Annotated in this window: 14 protein-coding genes, 1 pseudogene and 1 riboswitch; of the genes and pseudogenes, 8 read left to right on the forward strand and 7 right to left on the reverse strand. The window is 75.5% G+C overall.

Going from position 1 to position 13,443, the window contains the following annotated elements; translation table 11 throughout:
- Positions 1 to 4: 4 nt before the first annotated feature.
- Positions 5 to 742 carry a class I SAM-dependent methyltransferase gene (locus tag FKM96_RS10805; protein ID WP_210417253.1) on the reverse strand — a complete coding sequence of 246 codons (738 nt, stop codon included), beginning with the start codon at positions 740 to 742 and terminating at the stop codon, positions 5 to 7.
- Positions 743 to 894: 152 nt separating this feature from the next.
- Positions 895 to 1,179 (reverse strand): DUF4235 domain-containing protein, encoded by a 285-nt coding sequence (locus FKM96_RS10810; RefSeq protein WP_147795231.1) that lies wholly within the window; start codon positions 1,177 to 1,179, stop codon positions 895 to 897.
- A 113-nt stretch (positions 1,180 to 1,292) separates the two neighbouring features.
- Positions 1,293 to 1,426, forward strand: a riboswitch (TPP riboswitch).
- Positions 1,427 to 1,499: 73 nt separating this feature from the next.
- Here FKM96_RS10810 and FKM96_RS10815 point away from each other — a divergent pair.
- The 3 genes from FKM96_RS10815 (at position 1,500) to FKM96_RS10825 (ending at position 5,479) form a co-directional block, all read left to right on the forward strand.
- Complete coding sequence (locus FKM96_RS10815; protein ID WP_147795232.1) at positions 1,500 to 2,612, forward strand: thiamine ABC transporter substrate binding subunit; 1,113 nt, start codon at positions 1,500 to 1,502, stop codon at positions 2,610 to 2,612.
- Positions 2,613 to 2,627: 15 nt separating this feature from the next.
- Positions 2,628 to 4,400, forward strand: coding sequence for an iron ABC transporter permease (locus FKM96_RS10820; protein WP_147795233.1), 1,773 nt, complete (start codon positions 2,628 to 2,630; stop codon positions 4,398 to 4,400).
- Positions 4,401 to 4,468: 68 nt separating this feature from the next.
- The gene (locus FKM96_RS10825) at positions 4,469 to 5,479 is read left to right on the forward strand and encodes an ABC transporter ATP-binding protein (protein ID WP_246854931.1); all 1,011 of its coding nucleotides are present in this window, start codon (positions 4,469 to 4,471) and stop codon (positions 5,477 to 5,479) included.
- A 122-nt stretch (positions 5,480 to 5,601) separates the two neighbouring features.
- Here FKM96_RS10825 and FKM96_RS10830 read toward each other — a convergent pair whose 3' ends face one another.
- The gene (locus FKM96_RS10830) at positions 5,602 to 6,063 is read right to left on the reverse strand and encodes an SRPBCC domain-containing protein (protein ID WP_147795235.1); all 462 of its coding nucleotides are present in this window, start codon (positions 6,061 to 6,063) and stop codon (positions 5,602 to 5,604) included.
- Between the two features lie 37 nt (positions 6,064 to 6,100).
- Positions 6,101 to 7,228 carry a GNAT family N-acetyltransferase gene (locus FKM96_RS21945; protein WP_147795236.1) on the reverse strand — a complete coding sequence of 376 codons (1,128 nt, stop codon included), beginning with the start codon at positions 7,226 to 7,228 and terminating at the stop codon, positions 6,101 to 6,103.
- A 127-nt stretch (positions 7,229 to 7,355) separates the two neighbouring features.
- Here FKM96_RS21945 and FKM96_RS10840 point away from each other — a divergent pair, with 127 nt between their 5' ends.
- The 5 genes and pseudogenes from FKM96_RS10840 (at position 7,356) to FKM96_RS10860 (ending at position 11,492) form a co-directional block, all read left to right on the forward strand.
- The gene (locus FKM96_RS10840; protein WP_147795237.1) at positions 7,356 to 8,009 is read left to right on the forward strand and encodes a hypothetical protein; all 654 of its coding nucleotides are present in this window, start codon (positions 7,356 to 7,358) and stop codon (positions 8,007 to 8,009) included.
- 96 nt (positions 8,010 to 8,105) lie between these two features.
- Positions 8,106 to 9,345 (forward strand): annotated as a pseudogene (locus FKM96_RS10845) (Nramp family divalent metal transporter).
- A 198-nt stretch (positions 9,346 to 9,543) separates the two neighbouring features.
- The gene (locus tag FKM96_RS10850) at positions 9,544 to 10,212 is read left to right on the forward strand and encodes a TetR/AcrR family transcriptional regulator (RefSeq protein ID WP_168216955.1); all 669 of its coding nucleotides are present in this window, start codon (positions 9,544 to 9,546) and stop codon (positions 10,210 to 10,212) included.
- Between the two features lie 126 nt (positions 10,213 to 10,338).
- Positions 10,339 to 10,557, forward strand: coding sequence for a hypothetical protein (locus FKM96_RS10855; RefSeq protein WP_147795239.1), 219 nt, complete (start codon positions 10,339 to 10,341; stop codon positions 10,555 to 10,557).
- 95 nt (positions 10,558 to 10,652) lie between these two features.
- A complete protein-coding gene (locus FKM96_RS10860; protein WP_147795240.1) occupies positions 10,653 to 11,492 on the forward strand; it encodes a class II glutamine amidotransferase in 840 nt (279 codons plus the stop codon).
- Between the two features lie 14 nt (positions 11,493 to 11,506).
- On the opposite strand, the gene FKM96_RS10865 is transcribed toward FKM96_RS10860, so the two are convergent.
- The 3 genes from FKM96_RS10865 to FKM96_RS10875 are packed head-to-tail and all read right to left on the reverse strand — an operon-like array spanning position 11,507 to position 13,442.
- A complete protein-coding gene (locus tag FKM96_RS10865; RefSeq protein WP_147795241.1) occupies positions 11,507 to 12,283 on the reverse strand; it encodes an ABC transporter permease in 777 nt (258 codons plus the stop codon).
- On the reverse strand, positions 12,280 to 13,080 hold the full coding sequence (locus FKM96_RS10870; protein ID WP_147795242.1) for an ABC transporter ATP-binding protein: 801 nt from the start codon (positions 13,078 to 13,080) through the stop codon (positions 12,280 to 12,282). Before FKM96_RS10870 ends, FKM96_RS10865 begins: the two co-directional genes overlap by 4 nt.
- Positions 13,077 to 13,442: a DUF1048 domain-containing protein gene (locus FKM96_RS10875; RefSeq protein ID WP_147795243.1), complete on the reverse strand. Its 366-nt coding sequence runs from the start codon at positions 13,440 to 13,442 to the stop codon at positions 13,077 to 13,079. Before FKM96_RS10875 ends, FKM96_RS10870 begins: the two co-directional genes overlap by 4 nt.
- Position 13,443 lies beyond the last annotated feature (1 nt).

Below are 13,443 nucleotides of genomic sequence, written 5' to 3' on the forward strand. Positions count from 1 at the left end.
GGCGTCAGCGGCGGAACAGCCCTGCCCAGAGGAAGTCCTCGCCGAAGGCGTCGCCCCCGTCGACGGCCGGGCGCATCCGGCGCAGCTCCACCTCGTCGAGCCAGCCGAACGCCCGGCGCAGGTCGTCGGCGGCGTAGGCCAGCCCGCCGCCCAGGCCGCCCTCGCGGTACAGGTCGACGTCGTCGGCCCCGGTGCCGCCGCGGTCGTCGTGGCCGTCGTCGGCCGCCGCGAAGCACGCGATCCCGAACCGGCCGCCGGGCCGGACCGTGCGCTCGAGCAGCGCGCGGTACGACACCCGGCGGTGCGGCGGCAGGTGGTGGAAGCAGCCGGAGTCGTAGACCAGGTCGTAGGGCTCGGCGGGCGGCTGCCACCGGAAGATGTCGGCGCGGGCGAACCGCACGTCCACCCCGGCCTCGGCGGCCCGCTCCCGGCCCCACGCGACGGCCGTCGCGGACAGGTCCAGCGCGTCGACGGCGCACCCCTGCTGCGCGAGCCAGACGGCGTTCCGGCCGGGGCCGCAGCCGAGCTCGAGCACGCGGGTGCCGGGGCCGAGCGGCAGGCGGCCGTCGGCGGCCCAGGCGACCAGGCTCTCGTCCGGCGCCCACCGGAAGAACGGCACGGGGCGGTCGCGGTCGGCGTAGAACCCGTCCCAGAAGTCGGCGCCGCCCCGGTCCGTCCAGCGGTCGGCGCGCTCGGCGAACAGCAGGTCCATCAGGGCCAGGACGTCGTCGACGGTGTGCACGGAGCGGCCGGCGCCGACGGCGGGTCGGGGGGGAGGGCTGCGCGGGAGTCTGAGGCACGGCTGACCTGCACCTTCGTCGGTGGACGGGGTGCTCAGGCTAGGCCGCGCCGGGGCCCCGCGGGCGGGACCTCCGGCCGTCGACGTGCGGGCGGTCAGGCCTTCGGCAGGCGGCGGTTCTTGTCCACCCGCTCGACGAACTTCTTCGTGCCGCGGGTCGCGAACACCCGAGCGACCGTGACGGCGGCGGCGGTGATCGCGGCGGCCGCGACGACCTCGGCGATGCGCGGGTCGTCGTCGTCCTCGGGCTTCGGCGGCTTGTGCCCGGACGCCGCCTTCCACGCCGCGTCCACCGCCTTGCCGGCAGCCCAGGCGACGGCGCCCGCGACCACCAGGCCGGTGATCTTCGCGAACGTGGACTGGGTCTCTTCGTCGGCCACGGGACCTCCTGCGTCGGGACGGCTGTGCTCCGCCCCACGCTAGCGCCGCCGGTGCCGCACCGCAGGTCAGCCGGTGCCGGGCCGGGGGCGCGCCGCGCCGGTGTAGGGTCGGCCCCGAACGACAGGGGAGCGTCCCGGGCCGTGCGTGACACCGCGGCCCGACCGACGCTGAGAGTGCGGACGGAATCCGCAGACCCTCGCACCTGATCCGGTTAGCACCGGCGTAGGGAGTCGGGATCTCAGTCGCCCCGTGCCGTCGTGCTCCCCGGGGCGCGCCGACGCGGTGCGGCCCCCTCGGTGCACATCGAGGAGGAACCACCATGGCGCGCACGCGCGCACGCCGCCGGGCACCCCGGCGGACCACCACGGCCGGCCTGGCCGCGGTCGCCGGCGTCCTGGCGCTGACGGCCTGCTCCGTCACGGGGTCGGGCTCGGGCTCGGACGCGGCGTCCGGCTCCGGCACGGGCGACACGTCCGGGACCGTCACGCTGGTCACGCACGACTCGTTCCACGTGAGCGACGGCCTGCTGGAGCAGTTCGAGGCCGAGACCGGGCTGACGGTGAAGCAGGTCGCGCCCGGCGACGGCGGGGCGCTGGTCAACCAGCTGATCCTGACCAAGGACGCCCCCCTCGGCGACGTGGTCTACGGCATCGACAACACCTTCGCGTCGCGGGCGATCGACGAGGGCGTGCTGGAGCCGTACCAGTCGCAGGCCCCCGCCGCGGCCGACGCCGAGCAGTACGCGCCCGACGCGTCGCACTCGCTCACCGCCGTCGACACGGGCGACGTCTGCCTGAACGTCGACCACGCCTGGTTCGCCGAGCGGGGGATCGCGGAGCCGACGTCGCTCGAGGACCTCACCGACCCGCAGTACAAGGACCTGACGGTCGTCACCAACGCGGCGACCAGCAGCCCGGGCCTCGCGTTCCTGCTGGCGACCGTCGGCGCGTTCGGCGAGGACGGCTGGCAGCAGTACTGGACGGACCTGACGGCCAACGGGCTGAAGGTCGCCGAGGGCTGGTCCGACGCCTACTACACGGACTTCTCCGGCGGCGGGGGCGGCGGCCCGCGGCCGATCGCGCTCTCCTACGCGTCGAGCCCGCCCGAGACGATCCCGGAGGGCGGCGGCGAGCCGACGACCGGCGCGCTGCTCGGCACCTGCTTCCGGCAGGTCGAGTACGCGGGCGTGCTGGCCGGGGCGCAGAACCCCGAGGGCGCGCAGCAGCTGGTCGACTGGCTGCTGTCCGACGCGGTCCAGGCCGACATCCCCGGGTCCATGTACATGTACCCGGTGAGCACGGCCGTCGACCTGCCGGAGGCGTGGGCGCAGTGGGCGCCGCTGTCGGACGCGCCGTACGAGGTGCCGCTCGACGACATCGCGGCGAACCGCGACACCTGGGTCCGCGAGTGGACCGACCTGGTCGTCGGCTGAGGCGCGGCTGACCCGATGAGCACCGCGACGCGGACGCCCCCGACCGGCACCGGCCGGCCGGGGGTGCCCGCGCGCCCGGGCGCCGCCGGCGGTGCGCCGGGTCGGCCGCCGCTGCGTGCGCCCTCCCGCGCCTGGGCGCTCGGCCGGGCCGGGTCGTGGGCGCTCGCCGCCGCCGTGCCCCTGGTGTTCCTCGGCACGTTCTTCGCGTGGCCCGTGCTGTCGCTGGTCGGGCGGGGCTTCCTGCCGGACGGCGCGCTGGACCTGTCCGGGTTCGCGGACGTGTTCTCCCGGCCGCGGACCTGGCGGATCGTCGGGCTGACCCTGGCCCAGGGCGCGATCGGCACGGTGCTGTCCGTGCTGCTCGGCGTGCCCGGCGCGTACGTGCTGTACCGGTGCCGGTTCCGCGGGGTGGGCGCGCTCCGGGCGTTCGTGACCGTGCCGTTCGTGCTGCCGACCGTGGTGGTCGGCGTGGCGTTCCGCGCGCTGCTCCGGGAGAACGGACCGCTCGGCTTCCTGCACCTGGACGGCACGTTCGCGGCGATCGTCGCGGCGCTGGTGTTCTTCAACTACGCCGTCGTGGTGCGGACGGTCGGCGGGCTCTGGCAGCGGCTCGACCCGCGCCCCGAGCAGGCCGCGCGTTCGCTCGGCGCGTCGCCGGCCCGGGCGTTCTGGACGGTGACGCTGCCGGCGCTGACGCCCGCGATCGTGTCGGCGGCGTCGCTGGTCTTCCTGTTCTGCGCGACCGCGTTCGGCACGGTGCTGGTGCTCGGCGGGATGCGGTACGGCACCGTCGAGACCGAGATCTGGATCCAGACCACGCAGTTCCTCGACCTGCGGGCCGCCGCGGTGCTGTCGGTGGTGCAGGTGGTCGTGGTGGTCGCGGCGCTGGCGGTCGCCGGGCGGGCGCGGGCGCGGCGCGAGCGGGCGCTGTCCCTGGTGGCGCCGGGGTCGGCCGGCGCGGGGCCGACCCGGCCGCACGGGGTGCCCGCGGCCGTGACCGGGGTCGTCCTGGTGCTGCTGGCGCTGCCGCTCGGCGCGCTGCTGCTCGGATCGCTGCGCACGGGCGACGGGTGGGGGCTGGACCACTACCGGGCGCTCGGCACCACCGGCGGCCGGAACGCGCTGACGGTGACCGTGTGGGAGGCGCTGGGCAACTCGCTGCGGATCGCCGTCGACGCGACGCTGCTGGCCCTGCTGGTCGGCTGCCTGGTCGCGCTCGTGGTGTCGCGGCGACCCCGGGCCCGGGCGGCGCGCCGCGCGGTCGGCGTGCTGGACGGGGCGTTCATGCTGCCGCTCGGGGTGTCCGCGGTGACCGTCGGGTTCGGTGCGCTGCTCACGCTCGGGCACCCGTTCGGCATCCAGACCGACCTGCGCAGCAGCGGCATCCTGGTGCCGATCGTGCAGGCCGTGGTGGCCGTGCCCCTGGTGGTGCGGACCGTGCTTCCCGTGCTCCGGGCGATCGACCCCCGGCTGCGCGAGGCCGCGGGCACGCTCGGCGCGGGGCCGGGCCGCGTCCTGCTGGGGGTCGACGGCGCGCTCGCGGCGCGGTCGATCGGGCTGGCCGTCGGGTTCGCGTTCGCGGTGTCGCTGGGGGAGTTCGGCGCGACGTCGTTCCTCGCCCGGCCCGACCTGCCGACGCTGCCGGTGGTGATCTTCCGGCTCATCGGGCAGCCGGGTGCGGACAACTACGGGATGGCCCTCGCGGCGAGCGTGGTGCTCGCCGTGCTGACGGCCGGGGTGATGGCGCTCGCGGAGCGGTTCCGCGGGCCGGCGGGAGGAGAGCTGTGACGGGGACGGGGTCCGGGGGCGGGACCGGCGCGCGGGGGACGGCCGCACCGGCGGGGGCGGGTCTCGCGGTGCGCGACCTCGTCGTGCGCTACCCCGGGGCTGGCCGCGGCGCGCCCGAGGTGACCGCGGTCGCCGGGGTCACGCTCGACGTGCCGGTCGGCGAGGTCCTGGCGCTGCTCGGCCCGTCGGGCTGCGGGAAGTCGTCGTTGCTGCGGGCCGTCGCCGGGCTCGAGCCCCCCACCTCCGGTGCCCTGACCTGGGACGGAATCGACCTGGCCGCGGTGCCGGTGCACCGGCGCGGGTTCGGGCTGGTGTTCCAGGACGGACAGCTGTTCCCGCACCGGGACGTCGCGGGCAACGTGGCCTACGGGCTGCGCGGGCTGTCCCGGGACGCCCGGGCGGCCCGGGTCGCGGAGCTGCTGGACCTCGTCGGCCTGCCCGGCTACGACCGGCGTCCCGTCGCCACGCTGTCCGGCGGCGAGCGGCAGCGGGTGGCGCTCGCCCGGTCGCTCGCGCCCCGGCCGCGGCTGCTCCTGCTCGACGAGCCGCTGTCCGCGCTCGACCGGTCGTTGCGCGAGCGGCTGGCCGACGACCTGCGCCGGGCGCTCGTCGCCACCGGCACGACCGCGCTGTTCGTCACGCACGACCAGGACGAGGCGGCCACCGTCGCCGACCGGGTCGCGGTGATGTCGGCGGGGCGGCTGCTGCAGGTCGACGCGCCCGAGGCGCTGTGGCGGCGGCCGGCCTCCCGGGAGGTGGCGGAGTTCCTGGGGTACCGGACGTTCCTGGGCGCGGCGGGCGACGCGGCGGGCGACGGCGCGGCGCTCGCGGTGGCCGCCGGCGGCTGGCGGGTGCTCGGCCCCGCGGACCCGGACCCCGGCTCGGCGACCCCGGTGCGCGCGGCTGTCGTCGCGGAGCGCCGGACCCGGCGCGGTCGGGCGGAGCTCGTCGCGGTGCTCGAGCCCGAGGACGCCCGGGTCACCGCGGCGCTGCCCGCGGGCGGTGCCGGGGCGCCGGAGCCGGGGGACCGGGTGCGGGTCGCGGCCGAGGAGGGCGCGGTCGCGGTCGTCGGCGCCTGACCCGGGCCGGGCGCGGGTCGGCCCGGCTCGAGTGGAAGGTTCTGCCGGACACGCCGTCGGCGTGTCCGGCACGAAGTTCCACTGTCGAGCGGGGTGGGCCCTCCTGCCCACCGCCGCGCGGGTCAGGGCTCGAGGTGCGCGGCGAGCTGCGCGAGCGACGAGAGGATCCCCTCGGCGTGGTCCCGGGCGCGGACGCCGGGCGGCACGTCCCGCGCGACCACCTCGACCTCGGTCCCGTCCTCGGCAGGGCGCAGCCGCCACTCCATCCGCATCGTCCCGCGGAACGCCGGGTCGTCGGAGGCGAACTCGACCTCCTGGACGACCCGCTCGCCCGGGACGACCTCGACGACGCGGACCTCGGACACGTCGGAGCCCGCCGTGGTCTTCCCCGGGGACCCGGACGCGTCGGCGTAGGTGAGCACCAGCCGGTACGACCCGCCCGTGCGCATGTCGAACCGGTCGAACCGGCCCCGCATCCCCGCCGGCGGCAGCCAGGCGAGCAGCGCGTCCCGGTCGGTCAGGGCCGCGAAGGCCTCGGCGGTGCTCACGTGCACGAGGAGGCTCGCGCGATCGGTCCGGCCCACGCCCGCACGCTAGCCGACGAGCGCCGGCCCGGGGCGGTCACCCCAGCCGGAGCTGCCACTCGCCGGCGCCGCCGGCCGGCCGGAAGCCCAGCGCGACGTTGATCGCCAGCATGTGCGCGTTCTCCTCGGCGTTCCAGGTGCCGACCCGGCGCGCGCCCGGCTGCACCTCGGCCAGCCGGGCGAGGTTCGCCGTCTTGACCAGCATCCCGAGCCGGTGCCCGCGGTGGTCGCGGAGCACCAGGGTGTCGTCCTGGAACACGTACGTGTCCGTGTCGGGGCGGCTGACCAGCGCCGTGAAGGCGGCGAGCACACCGGTCGGCTCGTGCAGCGCCGCCGCGACCCGGTACGTCATCCCGCGCTCCACGAACGCGCGCTCCGCGTCCCGCACGCGCGCGCCGTCCCACACGTCCTCGCGCAGGTCGAGGCCGCCCGCGGGGGCGTCGGTGCTCATCCGGGTCTGCAGCAGGGCGAACCGGTCGAGCAGCTCGTCGGGGCACCGGCCCTCCCAGAGGACGACCCGGTAACGGGGACCGGCCGCCGCTGCCGCCTCCGCCGCGTGCGCCGCCAGGCGGTCCGCCGGGAGCGGGACGTCGAGCACGGACCGGCGGGTGACCTGCTCGAGGTCCCAGCCCCGGTGCACCAGGAACGCCACCCCCGGGTCCGTGGCGGGGACGCGGCCGGTGCCGGTGCTGGGGACGAGCGCGTCCGCCTCGGGGTCGGGCTCCGCCGCCTGGTCGGTCGACGTCGTCAGCATGCTCCGCCCGCGGTCGCGGGCGGTGGCCACCGCGAGGTCGTGCAGCGCGGAGCCGACCCCGCGCCCGCGGTGCTCCGGCCGGACGTCGAGCTGCAGCCAGCCGGTGTGGGTGTTGTCCTGCCGGGGCAGGTTGAGCGCCAGGTAGCCGAGCACCCGCGCCGGGTCCGCCGGCCCGTCGTCGACCGGGGCGTCGAGCGCGACGAACCGCAGCTTCTCGTCGTACTCCTGGTGCCGCAGGCCCGCCAGGACCTCGCCGGGCGTGCGCGCGTGGTCGAGGTCGCCCCAGGCGTCGAGCACTGCGGCGTTCGCGGCCTCCACCAGGCCGTGCAGCAGCCAGGCGTCCGGGGAGTCGAGGTCGGCGGGCACCGGGAGCGGGACCAGGTGCGGCCGGGTGGCGGCGGAGGCGGTCATGCCGCCCATGGTCGTCGGGGCGGTCGCGGCGGGCCACGGATTTCCGGGTCGCCCCGCGGTTCCCGGAGCGCCGCTACGAGAACCGGGTCCGGGGCCGGGCGCCCCGCCGACCGGTACGGTTCGCGCCATGCCAGTCCTGGAGATCATCGGGTGGGTCGGGTCCGTCCTCGTCGTCGTGTCGCTGATGCAGGCCCGCGTCCTGCGGTTCCGGTGGCTCAACTTCGCCGGCTCCGTCATCGCGACCGCGTACAACACGATCGTCGGCATCTGGCCGTTCGCCGCCATGAACGCCGTGATCGCCGTGATCGACGCGTACTGGCTGTGGCGGCTGACGCGCGAGCGGCACGACGCCGACGTGTACGAGGTGGTGCCGGTCGGCGCGGGCGACCACTACCTGCGGCACGTGCTCGGCGTGCACGCGGACGACATCGCGCGGTACTACCCGTCGTTCGGCCTTCCGGGTGATGCCGCGGGTGAGGATGCGGGTGGCTCCCGCTGGGCGTACCTCGTCCTGCGTGGCGACGAGACCGTCGGCGTCGTGGTCGTCCGGGACGCCGGCGACGGGGTCGGCGAGGTCGAGCTCGACTGGGTCACGCCGCGGTTCCGCGACTTCGCGCCGGGCGAGTTCGTCTACCGGCGGTCGGGGGCGTTCGCCGGGACGGGGCTGCGGTCGCTCGTCGTGGCCGAGGACGCGCGGGACACGGGGCCGTACCTCGAGCGCGTCGGGTTCGCGCGGGTCGACGGCCGGTGGCGCCGGGAGGTCGAGGCCGCCGCGGCCTGAGCGGCCGGCGTGCGCGCCGCCGTCGAGCGGCGCAGAGTTCGGGCATCCGAACTCGCGTGCCTAAACTGAGTTCGGACGTCCGAACTTGGAGGTGCGGTGACCACCACGACCGATCGGCAGGCCGTGCGGCGCGGCCGCGTGCTGCCCCTGCTCGGCCCGGCCTTCGTGGCGGCGATCGCCTACGTGGACCCGGGCAACGTCGCGGCGAACCTCACCGCCGGCGCGCGGTACGGCTACCTGCTGCTCTGGGTCCTGGTCGGCGCGAACGTCATGGCCGTCCTGGTCCAGTACCAGTCGGCCAAGCTCGGCATCGTCACCGGCGACTCGCTCCCGGGCGTGCTGGGACAGCGGCTGCGGCGGCGCTCGCGGCTGGCGTACTGGGCGCAGGCCGAGGTGGTCGCGGCGGCCACCGACATCGCCGAGGTGGTCGGCGGTGCGATCGCGCTGAACCTGCTCTTCGGGCTGCCTCTGGTGCTCGGCGGCGTGATCGTCGGCGCCGTCTCGATGCTGCTCCTGGCCACGCAGAACCGGTACGGGCAGCGGCGGTTCGAGACGGTGATCGTCGGCCTGCTGCTCGTGATCGTGGTCGGGTTCCTCGCCGGGGCTGGTGGTCGGCCCGCCGGACCCGGGCGAGATGCTGGGCGGCCTGGTCCCGCGGTTCGCCGGCACCGACTCCGTCCTGCTCGCGGCGTCGATGCTGGGCGCCACGGTCATGCCGCACGCCATCTACGTGCACTCCGCGCTGAGCCGGGACCGGTTCGGCCGGGTCCCGGACGAGTCGGCGCGGTCCGGGCTGCTGCGGGCGACCCGGTGGGACGTCGGCGCGGCGCTGACGCTCGCCGGCACCGTGAACATCGGTCTTCTGCTGCTGGCGGCCGCCAACCTGCGCGGCGTCGAGGGCACCGACACCATCGAGGGTGCGCACGCGGCGATCAGCGGGGCCCTGGGCCCGGTCGTCGGCGTGGTGTTCGCGATCGGGCTGCTCGCGTCCGGCCTCGCGTCCACGTCGGTCGGCTGCTACGCCGGGGCCGCCGTGATGGAGGGCCTGATCCACAAGCGCATCCCGCTGCTGGTCCGCCGGGCGATCACGCTGGTCCCGGCGCTGGTGCTGCTCGGCGTCGGCGCGGACCCGACCTGGACGCTGGTGGTGAGCCAGGTCGTGCTGAGCTTCGGCATCCCGTTCGCGGTGATCCCGCTCGTGCGGCTGAACCGGGACCGGTCGCTCATGGGTCGGCACGCGAACGGCCCCCGGCTGCAGGCGGCCCTGGTGGTCGTGGTCGTCCTGGTGGTGGCCCTGAACCTGGCCCTGCTCCTGCTCCTGGCAACGGGCCACTGACCTGTTTCCGTAGCGCAACTCCGACTTCCCGCGCATCCACGCCTGCCGAGATGGCAACTCTCGGCTGTCGCGAAGGCCCTGATCACAGCCGAGAACTGCCATCTCGGCGTGGTTCCGGGGCAGAGGGCGAGACGAGGGCGTGCGGTTGTGGGAGTGGCGCTACCGAAAGGAATGCGTAGCGCTGCTACGGTTACCCACGTGACCAGCAGCGACACCGCACCACCACGGGACGGGCGTGCCGCCCGGGCCGCTGCGTCCCGGGCCCGGATCGCCGAGGCCGCCACCCGGCTGTTCCTCGCCGACGGGTACGGCCCGACGACGATCACGGCCGTCGGTCGTGCCGCAGGCCTCGGGGTGCAGACCGTCTACTACTCCTACCCGTCCAAGTCCGACATCCTCGTCGGCTGCCTCGACCACGCCGCCGACGGCGCCGACCGCCGGGACGCGGCGCCCGACCTCGCCGACCAGCCGTGGGTGCGCGCCGTCGTCGCCGAGCCGGACCCCGCCCGCCGGGTCTTCCTGCACGCGCGCGGGGCCGCCGAGCTGCTCGGCCGCGCGGCCGGGGTGCAGGACCTGGTGCGCGTGCACGCGGTCGGCGACCCGGTGCTGCACGCGGCGTGGGAGCGGGACGAGGCGCGCCGGCGGGCGGTGCACCGGCTGCTCGTCGAGGCGTGCGACCGGGACGGGGTCCTGCGGCCGGGGCTCGACGTCGAGCGCGCCACCGACGTGGTGGCGCTCGTGCTGGGCCCGGAGACCTGGAACGCGCTCGTGCGGCGGGGCGGGTGGAGCGCGCTCGCCTGGGCTCGGTGGGCGCACCGCACCCTCCTGGCGGACCTCGTGCCGTCGCGCTGGGACCCCGAGGCGTAGGCCGGGCGCGCCGCCGCTCCGCCGCGGGACGGACCCCGCGGGGTGCGCCTCGCCCGCGCGGCCGAGCGCGAAGATCCGCCGCCGGCCCGAGGCGCGCGCCGCGGGCCGGAACCTAGGCTGACCAGCATGAACACCGACAAGAACACCACGACCGACCCGGCCACCACCCTGCTCGGCCTCGGCGGCCTCCTGCTCCTCCTCGGCGTCGTCGCGATGCAGCGGGAGGCGGGCACCTGGCTCGTGCTGGCCGCGATGGGCGCCGCCGCCGCGGTCTCGCTCGGCTCCGTCCTGATGCGTCGCCGGCGGCCCGCGCCGGCCGTCGAGCAGGCGCCCACCGAGGACTGACCCCGGGCGCACCGGGGTCCACCTGCGAGGCCCCGGTGCACAGTGGCCCCGAGGGGCCGGCGACGGCGCGGGCCCACCCCACACGGGAGGCCGCCATGTGCCGATGGCTCGCGTACACGGGTTCGCCGGTGACGCTCGACGAGCTGCTCTACAAGCCGGAGAACTCGCTCGTGATGCAGAGCCGGCACAGCCGGCTGGGCGTCGAGCCGATGAACGGCGACGGGTTCGGCGTCGGCTGGTACGACGACCACTCGCCGATCCCCGGGCTGTTCCGCAGCATCGAGCCGGCGTGGAGCGACCGGAACTTGCGCGAGCTGTCGCAGCACATCCGGTCCGGCATGGTCATCGCCCACATCCGCGCGACGACCGGGACCGCCGTGCAGCAGACCAACTGCCACCCGTTCCGGCACGGGCAGTGGCTGTTCGCGCACAACGGCGTGATCAACGGGTTCAGCACCCTCAAGCGGGACCTGCGGATGGCCGTCGACCCGACGCTCTACCCGCTGATCGAGGGCTCGACCGACTCGGAGACGCTGTTCTACCTGGCGCTGACCTTCGGGCTGACCGACGACCCGCCGTCCGCCGTCGCCCAGGCCGTCGGCCTGATCGAGGACGTCGCCCTGCGGCACGGCGTGGCGTTCCCGGTGCAGGGGACGTTCGCGACGACGGACGGGCAGCGGCTGTGGACGTTCCGGTACTCCTCCGAGGGCCGGTCGCGGTCGCTGTTCCGGAACCGGGACGTCGCCGTGCTGCGGGCGCAGTACCCGGACAACCCGGTGCTGCACGGCCTGTCGGACGACACCCGGATCGTGGTCTCGGAGCCGCTCGGCGACCTCAAAGGCGCCTGGCTGGAGGTCCCGGAGAGCACCTGCCTGATCGTCGAGGACGGGCGTGAGGAGCTGGTGCCCTTCGCGCCCGTCCTGGCGACGGCCTGACCCTCTGCCCGGCGTCAGCCCACCTTGCGCCGGTACGCCCGCACCGACAGCGCGTACGCGAGCACCAGGATCCCGACCAGCCACGCCAGCGCCACCCACAGGTCGCCGCCGACCGGCTCCTGGGCGAACAGCGCCCGGATCGAGTCGACCACGGCGGTGACCGGCTGGTGCTCGGCGAACCACGCGACCGCGGTCGGCATCGAGTCCGTCGGCACGAACGCCGAGCTGATGAACGGCAGGAAGATCAGCGGGTAGGAGAACGCGCTCGCCCCGTCGACGGTCTTCGCGGACAGCCCGGCGAGGACGGCGATCCAGGTCAGCGTGAGCGTGAACAGGACCAGGATGCCGGCCACGGCGAGCCACGCGAGGACGGTCGTCCCCGTGCGGAACCCCATGAGCAGGGCGATCCCGACGACCAGGACGACCGACGTCAGGTTGGCCGCCATCGACGTCAGCACGTGCGCCCACAGGACGCTCGGCCGGGCGATCGGCATGGACTGGAACCGCTCGACGATGCCGCCCTGCAGGTCGAGGAACAGCCGGTACGCGGTGTACGCGACGCCGGACGCGACCGTGATGAGCAGGATGCCGGGCAGCAGGTAGTCGACGTACGACGCGGTGGACCCGCCGTGGATCGCCCCGCCGAACACGTAGACGAACAGCAGCATGAGGGCGACCGGGGTGACCGCGGTCGTGATGATCGTGTCCGGGCTGCGCAGGATGTGCCGCAGCGACCGGTCGGTGAGGGCGACGGTGTCGCCGACGACGTGGGTGGTGGCGGTGGCGCTCATCGCGGGTCCTTCCCGGCCGGCGTGCTGCCGGCGCCGACGAGGGCGAGGAAGACGTCCTCGAGCGTGGGCTGCTTCTCGACGTACTCCACCCGGGCGGGCGGGAGCAGCCGCTTGAGCTCGGCGAGCGTGCCGTCCTGGATGATCGTCCCCTCGTGCAGGATCGCGATCCGGTCGGCGAGGCGCTCCGCCTCGTCCAGGTACTGCGTGGTGAGCAGGACGGTGGTGCCGCCGCCGGCGAGCTCCTCGACGGTCCGCCACACCTCGTTGCGGGCCTGCGGGTCGAGCCCGGTGGTCGGCTCGTCGAGGAAGATCACCGGCGGGTCGCCGATCAGGCTCATCGCGATGTCCAGCCGGCGCCGCATGCCGCCCGAGTAGGTCGACGCCCGGCGCCCGCCCGCCTCGGTGAGCGCGAACCGGTCGAGCAGCCGGTCCGCCACCGCGCCCGGGTCGGCCAGGTGCCGGAGCCGGGCGACGAGCCGGAGGTTCTCCCGCCCGGTGAGCATCCCGTCGACGGCCGCGAACTGGCCGGTGAGGCTGATGGACTCCCGGACGTCGGGGGCCTGCGCGACGACGTCGAACCCGTGCACCGTGGCGGTGCCCGCGTCGGGCTTCAGCAGCGTCGACAGGATGCGGACCAGGGTGGTCTTGCCGGCCCCGTTCGACCCGAGCAGGGCGACGATCGTCCCGGGCGCGACCTCGAGGTCGACACCCCGCAGGACCCGCAGGTCGCCGAACGACTTCTCGACGCCGCGGGCGGCGACGGCCGGGCCGGGTGCGCCCGCGGCCCCGGCGGTCATCGGGCGTCCCCTTCGGCCTCGTCGATCGCCTTCGTCAGGCGGGCGCGCTCCTTGTCGATCCACCGGTCGCCGACGTACGCCTGGGCGAACGTCTCCGCGAACTCGACCGGGTCGTCGCCCACGACGTCGCGGACCGGGGTCCCGTCGGTCGCCGCGCGCTCCCAGAGGTCCGCGAGGTCGGTGAACATCGTGACCATGGTGTCGCCGTCCGTGACGCCGCCGGAGTACATGAGGTACCGGTGCGTGGCCTTCGCGGCGGCGCGGTACGGCTCGGGCAGCGCCTTGATCCGCGCCATGTCCTGCCGGTACTGCTTCTTCTGCTCGAGCGAGCCGGTGAGGGCCTCGATCCACTTCGCGACCATG

It is taken from the genome of Cellulomonas sp. Y8, assembly GCF_008033115.1.
Lineage (GTDB): Bacteria > Actinomycetota > Actinomycetes > Actinomycetales > Cellulomonadaceae > Cellulomonas.